General features: G+C 41.0%; 13 protein-coding genes and 5 tRNA genes. 6 read left to right on the top strand and 12 right to left on the bottom strand.

Going from position 1 to position 14,369, the window contains the following annotated elements:
• Nucleotides 1-7: 7 nt before the first annotated feature.
• Entirely contained in the window at nucleotides 8-571 is a 564-nt protein-coding gene (locus tag NYR60_RS00380) for an NAD(P)H nitroreductase (protein WP_279467058.1), read from the bottom strand.
• Between the two features lie 113 nt (nucleotides 572-684).
• Here NYR60_RS00380 and sppA point away from each other — a divergent pair, with 113 nt between their 5' ends.
• The 4 genes from sppA (at nucleotide 685) to NYR60_RS00360 (ending at nucleotide 5,342) form a co-directional block, all read left to right on the top strand.
• Nucleotides 685-2,541, top strand: coding sequence for a signal peptide peptidase SppA (sppA, locus tag NYR60_RS00375; RefSeq protein WP_279467057.1), 1,857 nt, complete (start codon nucleotides 685-687; stop codon nucleotides 2,539-2,541).
• Nucleotides 2,542-2,661: 120 nt separating this feature from the next.
• Nucleotides 2,662-3,432, top strand: a complete 771-nt coding sequence (locus NYR60_RS00370; protein ID WP_279467054.1) for a ribonuclease T2 family protein — start codon at nucleotides 2,662-2,664, stop codon at nucleotides 3,430-3,432.
• Entirely contained in the window at nucleotides 3,433-3,951 is a 519-nt protein-coding gene (locus NYR60_RS00365) for a SprT family zinc-dependent metalloprotease (protein ID WP_279467053.1), read from the top strand.
• A 110-nt stretch (nucleotides 3,952-4,061) separates the two neighbouring features.
• Nucleotides 4,062-5,342, top strand: a complete 1,281-nt coding sequence (locus NYR60_RS00360; RefSeq protein ID WP_279467986.1) for an NAD(P)/FAD-dependent oxidoreductase — start codon at nucleotides 4,062-4,064, stop codon at nucleotides 5,340-5,342.
• A 108-nt stretch (nucleotides 5,343-5,450) separates the two neighbouring features.
• Here NYR60_RS00360 and NYR60_RS00355 read toward each other — a convergent pair whose 3' ends face one another.
• From NYR60_RS00355 to NYR60_RS00315, 9 genes are all read right to left on the bottom strand, one after another.
• Complete coding sequence (locus NYR60_RS00355) at nucleotides 5,451-5,831, bottom strand: type II toxin-antitoxin system VapC family toxin (protein WP_279467052.1); 381 nt, start codon at nucleotides 5,829-5,831, stop codon at nucleotides 5,451-5,453.
• Nucleotides 5,831-6,118 carry a type II toxin-antitoxin system Phd/YefM family antitoxin gene (locus tag NYR60_RS00350; protein ID WP_279467051.1) on the bottom strand — a complete coding sequence of 96 codons (288 nt, stop codon included), beginning with the start codon at nucleotides 6,116-6,118 and terminating at the stop codon, nucleotides 5,831-5,833. The genes NYR60_RS00355 and NYR60_RS00350 overlap by 1 nt, the downstream gene beginning before the upstream one ends.
• A 269-nt stretch (nucleotides 6,119-6,387) precedes the next feature.
• Nucleotides 6,388-8,727 (bottom strand): Tex family protein, encoded by a 2,340-nt coding sequence (locus NYR60_RS00345; RefSeq protein ID WP_279467050.1) that lies wholly within the window; start codon nucleotides 8,725-8,727, stop codon nucleotides 6,388-6,390.
• 75 nt (nucleotides 8,728-8,802) lie between these two features.
• On the bottom strand, nucleotides 8,803-9,351 hold the full coding sequence (gene pilW / locus NYR60_RS00340; RefSeq protein ID WP_279467048.1) for a type IV pilus biogenesis/stability protein PilW: 549 nt from the start codon (nucleotides 9,349-9,351) through the stop codon (nucleotides 8,803-8,805).
• A 53-nt stretch (nucleotides 9,352-9,404) separates the two neighbouring features.
• Nucleotides 9,405-10,586 carry a bifunctional tRNA (adenosine(37)-C2)-methyltransferase TrmG/ribosomal RNA large subunit methyltransferase RlmN gene (locus NYR60_RS00335; protein ID WP_279467046.1) on the bottom strand — a complete coding sequence of 394 codons (1,182 nt, stop codon included), beginning with the start codon at nucleotides 10,584-10,586 and terminating at the stop codon, nucleotides 9,405-9,407.
• Nucleotides 10,587-10,831: 245 nt separating this feature from the next.
• Nucleotides 10,832-10,907: transfer RNA gene (locus NYR60_RS00330), tRNA-Val, on the bottom strand.
• 51 nt (nucleotides 10,908-10,958) lie between these two features.
• A tRNA-Val gene (locus NYR60_RS00325) sits at nucleotides 10,959-11,034 on the bottom strand.
• A 49-nt stretch (nucleotides 11,035-11,083) separates the two neighbouring features.
• Nucleotides 11,084-11,159: transfer RNA gene (locus NYR60_RS00320), tRNA-Val, on the bottom strand.
• Nucleotides 11,160-11,206: 47 nt separating this feature from the next.
• Nucleotides 11,207-11,282 (bottom strand) — tRNA-Val (locus NYR60_RS00315).
• Between the two features lie 203 nt (nucleotides 11,283-11,485).
• On the opposite strand from NYR60_RS00315, the gene gltX reads away from it, so the two are divergent.
• Together gltX and NYR60_RS00305 are read left to right on the top strand one after the other, a co-directional pair.
• Nucleotides 11,486-12,925: a glutamate--tRNA ligase gene (gltX, locus tag NYR60_RS00310; protein ID WP_279467044.1), complete on the top strand. Its 1,440-nt coding sequence runs from the start codon at nucleotides 11,486-11,488 to the stop codon at nucleotides 12,923-12,925.
• A gap of 49 nt (nucleotides 12,926-12,974) precedes the next feature.
• Nucleotides 12,975-13,050, top strand: a tRNA-Ala gene (locus NYR60_RS00305).
• Between the two features lie 135 nt (nucleotides 13,051-13,185).
• On the opposite strand, the gene NYR60_RS00300 is transcribed toward NYR60_RS00305, so the two are convergent.
• Both NYR60_RS00300 and lpxK read right to left on the bottom strand, forming a co-directional pair.
• Entirely contained in the window at nucleotides 13,186-13,353 is a 168-nt protein-coding gene (locus tag NYR60_RS00300) for a Trm112 family protein (RefSeq protein ID WP_005605066.1), read from the bottom strand.
• Between the two features lies 1 nt (nucleotide 13,354).
• The gene (gene lpxK / locus NYR60_RS00295; protein WP_279467029.1) at nucleotides 13,355-14,335 is read right to left on the bottom strand and encodes a tetraacyldisaccharide 4'-kinase; all 981 of its coding nucleotides are present in this window, start codon (nucleotides 14,333-14,335) and stop codon (nucleotides 13,355-13,357) included.
• Nucleotides 14,336-14,369: the final 34 nt, after the last annotated feature.

Raw genomic sequence — 14,369 nt, 5'->3', positions numbered from 1 at the left:
GCCACTATTAACGAATCACACTCACAAAACCGGCGGTCGCTTCTGCTTCTCTAGCCAACGAAATACCGTCATCTTCTTTCGGGGAGCCGACTAACAATAAGCCAATCACTTTATCACCGGCACGACAGCCGAATGTTTCACGTAATAGCGATCCTTCTACCCATTTTTTACTGATCCAAACCGTTTCAAAACCTTGGGCATTCGCAGCTAATTGCATCGCATAAGTCGCACAACCGGCAGTCACAATTTGCTCCCACGCCGGTACTTTCGGTGATTCGTGATCAATTTTTGCTACTACGCCAATTATCATTGGTGCTTGATTAGCCAGTTTATCGGCTTTTGCCGTATTTTTTTCGTCCATATTAAACTCAGCAGCGGCAGCAACTAAACATTGATGCAATTTTGACATTCCGCTTTTTTCGATCACCACAAAATGATAAGGCTTCATTTTGCCGTGATCCGGTGCACGTAATGCCGCTTTGATAATATTTTCCAATTGTTCTGCATTCGGGGCTATTTCACCAAATTTTTTATTTGAACGACGACGTTGTAAGAAATCTAAAATATCCATAATTTATTGCAATTTATCTAAAAAATTGTGTTAAGAATAACATATTTTATTAAGTCTAAGCCCATTTTATGGTAGTTTTACGCCATAAAATTTTTACTTTAATTAGGACTAATATGTTAAAAATCTTCAAAGGGCTTTATCAGATTTTTCGTTGTATTCGAGAATTGGTATTAAGCCTATTTTTTATCATTTTTGTACTGGTATGCTTTGCGATTACAGCTTTGATACAACAAGAATCTAAAACACAAAAATCGGTGCAATTTATTGAAAAAGGGGCGTTAACCCTTAATTTAGACGGATATTTAGCCGATAACCACGATGAATACGGTGATTTACATCGTTTGGTTCAATCTGAGTTAGGTAATGGCGAGCCAATTAAAATTTCTACTTTTGATGTTGCCCGTGCCATTAATAAGGCAATGAAAGATGAACGAATTACCGGATTAGTGCTAGATTTAGGCTATTTCCAAGGTGGCGATAGTGCTTCACTAAAATTTATCGGTTCTCAAATTAAAACCTTTAAACAATCCGGAAAACCGGTGATTGCGATTGGCGAACAATATAGCCAATCACAATATTATTTAGCTAGTTTTGCCGATAAAATCTATCTGAATAAAGCCGGTTTTATCGATATTCACTCGCTCAGTTATAGCAATATCTATTTCAAAACCTTACTCGATAAAATCGAAGCCATGCCACATATTTTCCGTGTTGGTACATACAAATCAGCAGTAGAACCCTTTATCCGTGATGATATGTCAGAGGAAGCAAAACAAAATGCACAACTGTGGCTAAATTCGGTATGGAATAATATCCGCAAAGACATTGCTCACAATCGAAATATTCCGATTGAACAGGTATTACCGGACAGTCAAACCTATATCGCTAAATATCGTCAACTAAAAGGCGATGATGCCCAATATGCGTTAAGCCAAAAACTCGTGACCGAAATTGCAACTAATGCTGAAATTCAACAGGAATTAGTCAAACTATTCGGTAAAGATAAAGAGGGTAACTATAACCAAATCGATTACTTCGATTATGCTCAGGAACTTAATGATCGCTTTGATGTTTCCGCCACACATAAAATTGCAATTATCAATGTCGAAGGGCAAATCATTTCCGGTGAAAGTGATCAAAGTTCAGCAGGTAGCGATACGATTGTTAAACTGCTACGTAAGGCTCGTGAAGATAAAAGTGTTGATGGTGTGATTTTACGTGTCAATAGCCCTGGCGGCAGCGCAACGGCTTCGGAAATTATTCGCCAAGAATTAGAAGCGATTCAACTTGCCGGTAAACCGGTTGTGACATCAATGGGTGGTATGGCAGCTTCAGGTGGTTATTGGATTGCGGCGACCAGCGATAAAATTATCGCCAGCCCAACGACGATTACCGGTTCAATCGGAATTTTCGGCTTAGCCACCAGCTTTGAAAAAACCGCTAAAAATTTAGGTGTCACCGAAGACGGTATTTCACTTTCACCATTTGCTTCTTCTAGCCCGTTAAAAACGTTGCCGAAAGAACAAGCGGAGGTGATTCAAATCAGCATTGAAAACGGCTATGACCGATTCCTAGAACTGGTCAGCCGTGGACGTAATATGTCTAAACCAGCGGTGGATAAAATTGCACAAGGGCAAGTTTGGTCGGGTGAAGATGCGTTAAAACACGGTTTAGTTGATCAATTAGGCGATTTTGACACCGCTTATGAGGTTATCACCGAATTAGTCAATCAACAACGTAAAGAGAAAGGCGAAGCCGCAATCGAGCACTTTAGAGCACAATGGTTTATTGACAGCGACGATAGCTTGCTAGGTTCATTCTTAAATGGCTCGAACTTGAAATTACAATTCGGTTCATTATTAGGCTTACCGATTGCCTCTCAAGCTCAACAATCATTAGAATTGCTACAAAAATTCAATGATCCTAAACACACCTATTTATATTGCCTTAGCTGTGGCACAATAAAATAGCTTGTTACAAGCGGTTAAATTTGCAAATTTTTTCGCAAATCTAACCGCTTATTTTTTCTTCCCTCACTTCTCTTTTTTGTTTATAGTAACGCCCTTTCTTATGATTCAAATCTCTCCAATATGAACCAAAAGCATCTTATAAAATTAGCCGTATTACTGATTATTGCGACAATCTCTTATTTTTTCGGCAATCAAAGTAATAAGTCAGAACCAGTTAAACAACCACAGCCACAGCAGCAACAAAACGACTACGCAACGGAAACCGATACACCGATTGCAAAAGCACCGCAGGCACAATCTGCTTCAGCAACTCAAGCGGCACTTGCGATGAATTATGATTCCAAAATGGATGAAGATAAAATCGGGCAAAATAAGCAAGCACCAGTTGATTACTATATGTTAGCGCTTTCTTGGTCACCGGCTTTTTGTGAATCACAACGCAATAAAAACCAAGGTGATGTACCGCAACGTTTAGCTTATCAGTGTGCCGGCAGTCAGAACTTCGGTTGGGTGATTCACGGTTTATGGCCACAAAATGCTAAAGCACATTCGGTTGATGATCATCCTCGCTATTGCCAAGGTGATTTACCGGAAGTTTCCACAAAAATTATTGAGCAATATCTACCGGAATCACCGGGTGCTGCATTATTACAAGGCGAATGGGAAAAACACGGTAGCTGTGCTTTCGATAGTGCGGAAAGCTATTTTGCCAAACAAAAAGAGTTGTTTCACAGCCTGAAACTACCGGCAAAAAATTTACGCCGCAATGATTTATTCCAATGGATGCGTAAACATAATCCGCAGCTACGCGGTGTTTATTTAGGTGCGAGTAAAACCGAACTCTACGTTTGCTACGACAAACAATGGCAACCAATGGACTGTCCGAAATAAATGACGGAAGCAATCACAAATACAGCTCTTATGCGTCAGCTCAAAATGCAGGTTCAGCGTCAGCTAAAACGCAATTTGGAGCAAGCTAATACTCACTTCAATAAAACTTTTACACCACCGACGGTCAGCTATGCCGTGCGTGGTGTAAAAGCCGGCGTTGCTTATCTGCAACGTAACGAAATTCGCTTCAATCCTGTTTTATTGGTGGAAAACGGGCAATCTTTTATTCAGCAGGTTGTTCCGCATGAACTTGCTCACGCTTTGGTTTATCAACAATTCGGGCGAGTTCAACCGCACGGTAAAGAATGGAAAATGGTGATGGAACACGTTTTCGGTGTACCGGCGGAAACCTACCATTGTTTTGATACACAAAATGTGGTCGGCAAACAATTTTCCTACCAATGCGGTTGTCAAACGCATCTACTTTCTTTACGTCGTCATAATGCCATCGTACGAAATGGTCGCCGTTACCTCTGTAAGCAGTGTAAACAAGTCCTTATATTTAACGACAATTTGTAACAAGCGTTAAAATAACGTTAAAAGGGACTGGACTTTATTCTATAAGTGCCTAAAATTAGCTCAATTTTTAAATATTATTAATTTATTATCATTTGGAGCATTTTATGACAATGGAAACCATCGTTGTTGTCGGTGGAGGAGCTGGCGGTTTAGAGCTTGCTACCTACCTCGGCAATAAATTAGGCAGTAAGAATAAAGCAAAAGTTATTCTTATCGATCGCAATACAACTCATCTTTGGAAGCCACTACTACACGAAGTAGCAACCGGTTCTTTAGACGAAGGAACCGATGCGCTTAGTTACCGTGCGCATGCTAAACACCACGCTTTTGAATTTCAGCAAGGATCACTCACCGCTGTCAGTCGTGATAAAAAAGAAGTGACACTTGCACCGATTTATAACGAACAAAATCAACTGCTAGTCGAAGAACGTCATATTACTTACGATAAATTAGTAATTGCTATCGGTAGTAAATCGAATGATTTCAATACAAAAGGTGTGGCGGAAAACTGTATTTTCTTAGACGGTTCGGAACAGGCGAAGCAATTCCAAAAACGTATGATGGAATTATTCCTACAGTTCTCTCACAGTGAAGATCAAGATGTAAAAATTGCGATCGTCGGTGGTGGTGCAACCGGTATTGAGCTTTCTGCAGAACTTTATAATGCGGTAAAACACTTAAACTCATACGGCTTTGGTAAATTGAATCGAGCGAGTCTAAAAGTCACCTTAGTTGAAGCTGGCTCTCGCTTAATTCCTGCATTAACCGAAAAAGTATCGGCTTCAGCCCTCGCTGAATTGCGTAAAGCTGGTGTGGACGTTCGCTTAAATACCATGATTACCGAAGCAGTAGAAGATGGCTTAATCACCAAAGACGGGGACAAAATTGAAGCTAACTTAATGGTTTGGGCTGCCGGTGTTAAAGCGCCTGATTTTGTAAAAGAATTCGGCTTTGAAACAAACCGTCTAAACCAAATTGAAATCAAAGATACCTTACAAACAACGGTAGATGACTCGGTATATGTTATCGGTGACTGTGCATCGCTTATCCAAGATGGCAAAGCGATTCCACCACGAGCTCAAGCCGCACACCAAATGGCAACACAATGCGGTAAAAACATTGTGGCGGTACTTGAAGGTAAAGAACAAAAACCGTTTAAATTCAATGATAAAGGCTCTCTACTTTCGTTCTCTCACTTCGGTACAGTCGGTAACTTGATGGGTAACTTAATGAGCGGCGATATGTTTATCGAAGGTAAAATCGCACGCCTTGCCTACCTCTCGTTATACCGTATGCACCAAGTTGCTTTACACGGCTGGGTAAAAACTGGTCTGATTTTATTAGTCGGTCAAATTAACCGCTTCCTCAGACCGTCAATGAAGTTACACTAAGCAAAAAAATCGGTCACATTTCCGCAAAATTTTGCAAAAATTAACCACGAAAGACACAGACTACTCGGAAATTTTATTCAATGTAATCAGTGTGTTCCGTGGTTTAATTTATTCATCAATAAATGGATTTAGTACCTCTACCCCACATCCTTTAAAATCTTTCACGTTTCTCGTCACAATTTTAAACCTATGTGCTTTAGCCGTAGCAGCTATATAAGAGTCATTTAACGGCTTTTTATCCGGAATATGAAACTCTGCACAGGTCATCATAACTTTCGTATCAAGCGGTAAAATTCTATTTTCAAAATGGGGCAGGAGTTTTTGTTCAAACCAACTTTGTAAAAGTTTAGCTTGTTGAATATCTTTGCGTTTAAGTTGCAAAATCCCTAACTTAATTTCAAAGAGCGTGATGACACTTAAATAAGCATCGGCTTTTCCGCTTTCCATCTTAAGTAGTTCGGAAACAATATTGGTATCTAATAAATACATTATTCCCACTCCGATAAATCCGGTACTCTTATTTTGATTTGTTGGCGTACTTGTTGCAAAGTTTGCTCAAATTGCTGCTCCGCTTCTTCACTTAATATTTCTGTTGGAGCTGTACTGCTAAAAGCCTCCGCTAAACTTTGTGATTTCGTTTGAGCTTGATAATGGGCATAACTTGCCAACACACTAACCACCTTGCCCCATTTAGTAATATACACCGGCTCGGTTTCAGCAATTTTTAATACCGCACTGGCACGTTGGTTAAATTCTTTGGAACTAATTACTGCCATATCTCCTCCTTAATATCAAAATTGTCACTATATTACTACCTTTTTACTGTTCAATAAAAGTACAAAACCAATAACATCTCATTACAAGCAGTCATTTTTCTGCAAAGGTTTGCAAAAAATTAACCACAGAATACACAGATTACTCGGAAATTTTATCCGGTGTAATCGGTGTGTTCCGTGGCTTTATTTAAGCTATATTTTACTCTCTCCTTGTGGGAGAGAGACAGCTTGTTGAAGCGTTTAGCGAAAACAAGCAGAGAGAGGGAAAATTACTTCTTCCAACCTTTCAACGCATCAGCAAACGCATTGTTGGCGAACTGATTGCGTTGAGGCTTATTCTTGGAGAAGCGGTCAGATTTTTCGCTATTTTCGCGATTTTCTTGCGAATTTCGACCGCTTGTTGGCTTATCAATCGGCTTGTCTTCTAAACGCATAGTTAGTGCAATACGTTTACGCTGTACGTCCACTTCTAAGACCTTCACTTTCACCAAATCGCCGACTTTCACTACTTTATGCGGATCTTCCACAAAGCTGTTCGATAACATTGAAATATGAACCAAGCCGTCTTGGTGTACGCCAATATCCACAAAAGCACCGAAGTTTGCCACGTTGGTCACCGTCCCTTCTAAGATCATCCCGACTTTTAGATCTTTAATATCTTCTACACCGTCCATAAAGGTGGCGGTTTTAAATTCACCACGTGGATCGCGCCCTGGTTTTTCCAACTCTTTGAAAATATCGTTTACCGTCGGTAAACCGAATTGTTCGTCCACAAAATCTTTTGCATTCAGTTGGTGAATACGAGTCGAATTGCCCATTAATTCAGCAAGAGTTGAATCGGTTGCTTGGAGAATTTTTTCTACCACCGGATAAGCCTCTGGATGCACACTCGAAGCATCTAACGCATTTTTACCGCCGACAATTCGCATAAAACCAGCACACTGTTCAAAGGCTTTCGGGCCTAAACGAGGCACTTTTTTCAGGTCGGAACGGGCATTAAAACGCCCGTTTTCATCGCGAAATGCCACGATATTTTGTGCTAATGTTTTGCTCATACCGGCAACACGAGCCAATAACGGTACGGAAGCGGTATTAAGATCCACTCCAACCGCATTTACACAGTCTTCAACTACCGCATCCAATTTGCGAGCCAGTTGTGACTGGTTTACATCGTGCTGATACTGCCCCACACCAATCGCTTTCGGTTCAATTTTTACCAATTCCGCGAGCGGATCTTGTAAACGGCGAGCAATCGACACTGCACCACGTAACGAAACATCGAGTTCTGGAAATTCATTTGCCGCTAATTCGGAAGCGGAATAAACCGAAGCACCTGCCTCACTGACCACTACCGTTTGCGGAATCAACATATCCGGTTTATTTTCTTTAATCTGTTTTAATACGTCCTTCGCAAAACGCTCCGTTTCACGAGAAGCCGTACCGTTACCAATTGCAATCAGTTCAACATTATGTTGCTTGATTAATTTATACAGCGAAACTTCCGCTGTTGCTTTGCCTGTTGTATGCGGATAAATGGTATCGGTCGCCAATAATTTACCGGTATTGTCCACCACTGCCACTTTCACACCGGTGCGTAAGCCCGGGTCTAAGCCCATGGTATTTTTTGTGCCTGCCGGCGCCGCCATTAATAACGCAGACAGATTACGAGCAAACACGTCAATCGCTTCTTCTTCCGCTTTTTCACGCAATGCACTCATTAATTCGGTTTCCAAATGAAGGGCTGCTTTAATTTTCCACGTCCAAGCGATCACTTGTTCACGCCACTTGTCTGCCGGCTGTTGATTGAATATCACACCTAAATGCTGGCGAATAATTTCTTCGCAATGGCTTGTTCGAGCGCCTTCTTCCGCTTCCGGATCCGCATTTAACGAAAGCGACAATACTCCCTCATTTCTGCCTCTAAACATCGCTAATGCACGGTGTGAAGGCACAGTTTTAAACGGTTCGCTATGAGCAAAATAATCGCGGAATTTTTCGCCCTCTTCTTCCTTACCTTCAATCACTTTTGATTCCAGCGTTGCGTAAGCGGTCAAATATTGGCGTAATTTTGCAAGTAATTCGGCATCTTCTGCAAAACGCTCCATCAGAATATAACGTGCACCGTCTAACGCAGATTTAACATCCACCACACCTTTTTCCGCATCAATAAAAGATTCCGCTAACACTTCCGGTGATTGGCTTGGCTCATTCCATAAACGCTCTGCCAACGGCTCAAGCCCCGCCTCAATTGCAATTTGTCCACGGGTACGACGTTTCGGTTTATAAGGCAGATAAAGATCTTCTAATTCGGTTTTACTTTCGGTCGTTTCAATTTTGGCACGTAATTCATCAGTCAATTTACCTTGATCTTCTATTGACTTAAGGATCGTTTGACGGCGATCGTCCAACTCACGCAAATAAATTAAACGTGTTTCAAAATGACGTAATTGAGTGTCGTCTAAACCGCCGGTAACTTCTTTACGATAACGTGCGATAAATGGAATGGTATTACCCTCATCAAGTAATTTGATTGCGGCGAGAATTTGATGTGAGCCAACAGAAAGTTCTGTGGCAATAATCTGGCTAATTTGTGTATTGAGCTCTGACATTGCGTTTTCCTAACAAATAAAATTTGCTTTATTTTAACAGTAAAAAAAGACAATGCCCAAAAATAAAAGTTCGAGCTAACGCAGTGCTGCAGCTCTTGCTTTATCCAGCTTTTCTAATTGGCTTAACGCTTCGTTTACTTTAGCTAGATTCGGCTCTTGTTTGGCACACAACACGATATTTTCGAGACTATCGGCTTGATGATAGTAAGGCTGCTCGCTTTGCACCGCTTGCTCAAACTGCTGATATGCCTGATCAAACTTAGCTTGTTTACACAGAAAAGTACCGTAATTATTTAATACGTCCGGGCGATTATCACTTAATCTCAATGCTTGCTGATAAGCCTGTTCCGCATGAACTTGATCACCGATTTGCTGATAGTAATAAGCTAAAACAGAATGAGGTAAGTAATCGTTTTGATCGTGGCTTAATGCTTTATCAATATTCTCTTTCGCTTTGGATAAATCATGTTGATCGAGATACGCTAAGGCTAAATTGATACGGGCTTTAACCGCTTCCGAACGATTAAAGGTAGTTTGGTAGGTAGGAAGCTGAGAAGAACAACCGAACAGCACAAATAACAGCATACAAGCGGTCAAATTTCGCAAAAATTTTGCAAAGTTCATATTGTTCTCCTCAAGATATACTCCCCTAGCTTAGTTGCTTAGGGAGAAATTAGTTAATGGTTTTGCACCGCAATGCCTTTACCAAACTTACGTTTTTCCATAGTGCGTTTGGTTCGGTCGATAACATCACCGGCAAGCTGACCGCAAGCGGCATCAATATCGTCACCACGAGTTTTACGTACAATAACCGTAAAACCGTATTCCATTAAGGTTTTTTGGAAACGATCCACACGGCTATTTGAACTCTTACCATAAGGTGCTTCCGGGAACGGGTTCCATGGAATAAGGTTGATCTTACACGGCGTATTTTTTAATACTTCGGCTAACTGATGTGCGTGTTCCGTGCCGTCATTAACGTGATCTAATAACACGTATTCAATCGTCACTTTACCGTGGTTCGCATTCGATACTTCAAGGTATTTATGCACAGAATCCATCAACATTTTGATATTATACTTTTTATTAATCGGCATAATTTCATCACGCAATTCATCATTCGGCGCATGCAATGAAATCGCCAATGCCACGTCAATTTTTTCACGCATAATATCCAATGCCGGCACTACACCCGCCGTTGAAAGCGTTACACGACGTTTAGATAAACCGTAAGCAAAATCGTCTAACATAATTTCCATTGCCGGAATCACGTTATTTAAGTTAAGTAGCGGTTCACCCATTCCCATCATCACCACGTTGGTAATCGGACGCACACCGGTTACACCGAAGTTACCAATGATTTTCGAAGCTCGCCATACCTGACCGATAATTTCCGAAACGGTTAAGTTACGGTTAAAGCCTTGCTGAGCGGTTGAACAGAATTTACAGGCTAACGCACAGCCGACTTGTGAAGAAACACATAACGTTGCACGATCATCTTCTGGGATATATACCGTTTCAATTTGCTGATCGCCTACCTGCATTGCCCATTTGATTGTGCCGTCACTTGAACGCTGTTCAACAGACACTTCCGGTGCTTTGATTTCTGCAATTTGTTTTAATTTTTCACGCAATACTTTATTAATATTGCTCATATTATCGAAATTATCTTCACCAAAATGGTAAATCCATTTCATTAATTGATCGGCACGAAACGGTTTTTCGCCCATTTCGGCAAATAACTCACGCATTTCCTTGCGAGTTAAATTCATTAAGTTAATTTTTTCTGATTTAGGGTGCTGTACCGCGACATTCGTTGCTTGAATTTCGCTTGCACAAGTTTGGATTTGTTCTGACATAAGAGTAAAAGCCTCGTTGTTACACGCTTTACGGCAAAAGGATTAGTTTTGCAGGTTGATAAAATAAAAAAGACCGCAAATTTTACTCGTCAATCAATATTAAGGCTAGTAATTTTTAAACGAAATAGAAAGTTTTTAATTTGATGTTTGCGATCTAGATCGCAAAAAAGTGATGAAATGCAAAGATAAAAGAGAAAATTTTAAATATTATTTAATGATGAATTAAAGAATAAGATAAGAAATAATGGTGGGCGATACCGGTCTCGAACCAGTGACCCCCTCCTTGTAAGGGAGGTGCTCTCCCAACTGAGCTAATCGCCCTTCATGATATAGCATTTGCTATAGCTTGAAGTTTATGATGAGAATCTAAAGTGGTGGGCGATACCGGTCTCGAACCAGTGACCCCCTCCTTGTAAGGGAGGTGCTCTCCCAACTGAGCTAATCGCCCACTTGAGATTTCATCAAAGGGAATTGAAAACGGAACACTTTTTGAAAAGTGGTGGGCGATACCGGTCTCGAACCAGTGACCCCCTCCTTGTAAGGGAGGTGCTCTCCCAACTGAGCTAATCGCCCGTTTTCAATTATTAGATTGTAATCAACACGAAACACTTATTGGAAAGTGGTGGGCGATACCGGTCTCGAACCAGTGACCCCCTCCTTGTAAGGGAGGTGCTCTCCCAACTGAGCTAATCGCCCGTGTTGTGGAGTGGCATTATAGAGATTTTTCATTTATCGTCAAACGCTTTTTTGAACATTTTGGCTTGTTTGTTGAATTTTTCGTCCAAAACCTTCATTTTTACGTTTTTTAACCTTCAACCGCTAGGTTAACCGTAGTAGAATAGATTAATCTTTTGTTTAAAAAAGCCGTTCTCGGCAAATTACTTAATAGGCTAACAATAATGAATATCGAAACTCTTTTCCCTTTAGATCCAAATGTAAAAGTGCGTACCCGTTTCGCACCTAGCCCAACCGGCTATTTACACGTTGGTGGTGCACGTACCGCTTTATATTCTTGGTTATATGCAAAACACTTTAACGGTGAATTTGTATTACGTATCGAAGATACCGACTTAGAGCGTTCAACACCGGAAGCAACCGCAGCCATTCTTGAAGGTATGGAATGGTTAAATCTTGCTTGGGAACACGGCCCATACTATCAAACCAAACGTTTTGACCGTTATAACCAAGTTATCGATCAAATGATCGAGCAAGGTTTAGCGTACCGTTGCTACTGCTCAAAAGAACGTTTAGAAAACTTACGTCACGAACAAGAAGCAAATAAAGAAAAACCTCGTTATGACCGTCATTGCTTAGGTAATCACGAACATTCAGCGGATGAACCACACGTAGTGCGTTTTAAAAACCCGCAAGAAGGTTCAGTGGTGTTTGATGATGCAGTACGTGGTCGTATCGAAATCAGCAATAGCGAATTAGATGACTTAATTATTCGCCGCACAGACGGTTCACCGACTTATAACTTCTGCGTAGTGGTAGATGACTGGGATATGGGTATTACGCACGTTGTACGTGGCGAAGACCATATCAACAACACGCCTCGCCAAATCAATATTTTAAAAGCATTAGGGGCACCAATTCCAACCTATGCTCACGTTTCAATGATTAACGGTGATGACGGTCAGAAATTATCAAAACGCCACGGTGCGGTAAGTGTTATGCAATATCGTGATGACGGTTATTTACCGGAAGCATTAATTAACTATTTAGTGCGTTTAGGCTGGGGTCACGGCGACCAAGAAATCTTTAGCCGTGAAGAAATGATCGAATTATTCGACATCCACTCAGTAAGTAAATCGGCAAGTGCGTTCAATACCGATAAATTACAATGGTTAAACCAACACTATATGCGTAGCTTACCGGCTGAACACGTGGCAAAATATTTAGCGTGGCATATGAATGATCAAGCCATCGATACGTCAAACGGTCCGGCGTTAGAAGAGATTATTCCGGTATTAAGCGAACGTGCGAAAACCTTAAAAGAGCTGGCTACTGCAAGCCGTTATTTCTATCAAGAATTTGACGGTTATGATGAAAAAGCTACGGCGAAAAACTTCAAACCAGAAGCAGTTGCGCCACTTGCAAAATTATTGGAAAAATTAACCGCTTTAACCGATTGGAACGTAGAAGCGATTCATGATGCGATGAATGCAACTGCTGCTGATTTAGAAATCGGTATGGGTAAAGTGGGGATGCCGTTCCGTTTAGCTGTAACTGGCTCAGGACAATCACCGTCAATGGATATCACTGCCAAATTAGTCGGACGTGAGCGTACTTTAGCTCGTATTCAAAAAGCGATTGAATTTATTCAAGCACAAGCATAATTTCCTATTGACAGCTAAAGTGGCGACATTTATTATGTTGCCACTTTTTGGGGATATAGCTCAGTTGGGAGAGCGCTTGAATGGCATTCAAGAGGTCGTCGGTTCGATCCCGATTATCTCCACCATTAAATTCAAAAAACGCTAAGGCATTTGACTTAGCGTTTTTTATTTTCTGTTCTCAAAGCAAGCGCTTAAATTTCAGCAATTTTTTGCAAAAATCCGAAAAATCCGACCGCTTATCCTATAAATCGACGAAATATTTAGTCTTCGAGCTTTTCGCCTGCTTCTGGTAATAACACCGGTATGCCGTTTTGAATTGGATAAGCTAATTTTGCCTCTCGGCTAATCAAGCGATTATTAGCTTTATCCCACTCAAGTTTAGTATTCGTTACCGGACAAGCAAGATTATTAATCAGTTTTTCGTTCATATTATTTTCCTAATCGTTTTAAAATCGGTTCGAGTAAACAAGCAGTCGATTCCGGTGAAAATTTTGCAGAAACAGGTACATACCACCAATTTTGCTGCGCAAAAGTTTGGCATTTTACCGCATCTTTTTCTGTCATCAGTAACGGAATTTGTTCGGCTGCAAGTGATTTAAGTTGGTCAGCTTCAAATGCTTGATGATCGGCAAAGCCTTGTGTTTTAAGTGATTTAATACCTAAATTTTCCAGCATATTAAAAAAACGAGGTGGATGTCCGATACCGGCTATCGCCACACACTCTTGCCCGATAAAATCGGTTATCGGCTTCTGTTCTCCCGTTTCGAGGTGAACGGCAAATTCGGGTTCGAGCGTCATTAGATGTTCATTCGGTTGAGCCTTTCCACCATTACAGATAATCGCTTGTACCGATTGCAAGCGGCTTGGTAACTCACGTAAGCCACCGGCAGGCAAAACAAAACCATTACCAAAGCGACGTATACCATCCACCACAACCCATTCGATATCTCGCTGTAAGGCGTAATGTTGCAAGCCGTCATCGGTAACAATTAAATCCAGCTCAAATTGACTCAATAGCAATTCGATACTTTGCTGACGATTTGGTGAAATTGCCAACGGCACACCGGTTCGTTGCACAATCAACACCGGTTCATCACCTACCATTTTCGCTGAACTCTGTTTAGTGACTAATTGAGGAAAGTCTTTGCTCTTACCGCCATAGCCACGAGAAATCACACCGACTTTAACACCACGTTGTTGTAGCTGTTCTACTAACCAAACAACCACAGGCGTTTTTCCGTTACCCCCTACCGAAATATTGCCAACCACTAACACCGGCACCGGAGAGCGATACGATTTTAAGATTTTTTTGCGAAACAAAAACAAGCGGATTTGGCTAATCAGCCAAAACAGCAATGAAAACGGTGCAAGCAGCCAAGTAATAATTGAGGTAGATTGCCAAATATTCATATAATTTCTTTAAAGATACTATCGTTTGCGTAAC

Source organism: Actinobacillus genomosp. 2 (assembly GCF_029773605.1).
Taxonomy (GTDB): domain Bacteria; phylum Pseudomonadota; class Gammaproteobacteria; order Enterobacterales; family Pasteurellaceae; genus Actinobacillus.
The sequence above is the reverse complement of the archived record's forward strand: the minus strand, read 5'-3'. Positions and strand labels throughout refer to the sequence as shown.

What these genes read in the sequence shown, in the direction of transcription:
- gltX (WP_279467044.1), top strand. Translation starts at nt 11,486, where the DNA reads ATGAATATCGAAACTCTTTTCCCTTTAGATCCAAATGTAAAAGTGCGT.
- NYR60_RS00360 (WP_279467986.1), top strand. Translation starts at nt 4,062, where the DNA reads ATGGAAACCATCGTTGTTGTCGGTGGAGGAGCTGGCGGTTTAGAGCTT.
- NYR60_RS00350 (WP_279467051.1), bottom strand. Translation starts at nt 6,118, where the DNA reads ATGGCAGTAATTAGTTCCAAAGAATTTAACCAACGTGCCAGTGCGGTA.
- sppA (WP_279467057.1), top strand. Translation starts at nt 685, where the DNA reads ATGTTAAAAATCTTCAAAGGGCTTTATCAGATTTTTCGTTGTATTCGA.
- NYR60_RS00300 (WP_005605066.1), bottom strand. Translation starts at nt 13,353, where the DNA reads ATGAACGAAAAACTGATTAATAATCTTGCTTGTCCGGTAACGAATACT.
- NYR60_RS00345 (WP_279467050.1), bottom strand. Translation starts at nt 8,727, where the DNA reads ATGTCAGAGCTCAATACACAAATTAGCCAGATTATTGCCACAGAACTT.
- NYR60_RS00335 (WP_279467046.1), bottom strand. Translation starts at nt 10,586, where the DNA reads ATGTCAGAACAAATCCAAACTTGTGCAAGCGAAATTCAAGCAACGAAT.
- NYR60_RS00355 (WP_279467052.1), bottom strand. Translation starts at nt 5,831, where the DNA reads ATGTATTTATTAGATACCAATATTGTTTCCGAACTACTTAAGATGGAA.
- lpxK (WP_279467029.1), bottom strand. Translation starts at nt 14,335, where the DNA reads ATGAATATTTGGCAATCTACCTCAATTATTACTTGGCTGCTTGCACCG.
- NYR60_RS00370 (WP_279467054.1), top strand. Translation starts at nt 2,662, where the DNA reads ATGAACCAAAAGCATCTTATAAAATTAGCCGTATTACTGATTATTGCG.
- NYR60_RS00380 (WP_279467058.1), bottom strand. Translation starts at nt 571, where the DNA reads ATGGATATTTTAGATTTCTTACAACGTCGTCGTTCAAATAAAAAATTT.
- NYR60_RS00365 (WP_279467053.1), top strand. Translation starts at nt 3,433, where the DNA reads ATGACGGAAGCAATCACAAATACAGCTCTTATGCGTCAGCTCAAAATG.
- pilW (WP_279467048.1), bottom strand. Translation starts at nt 9,351, where the DNA reads ATGAACTTTGCAAAATTTTTGCGAAATTTGACCGCTTGTATGCTGTTA.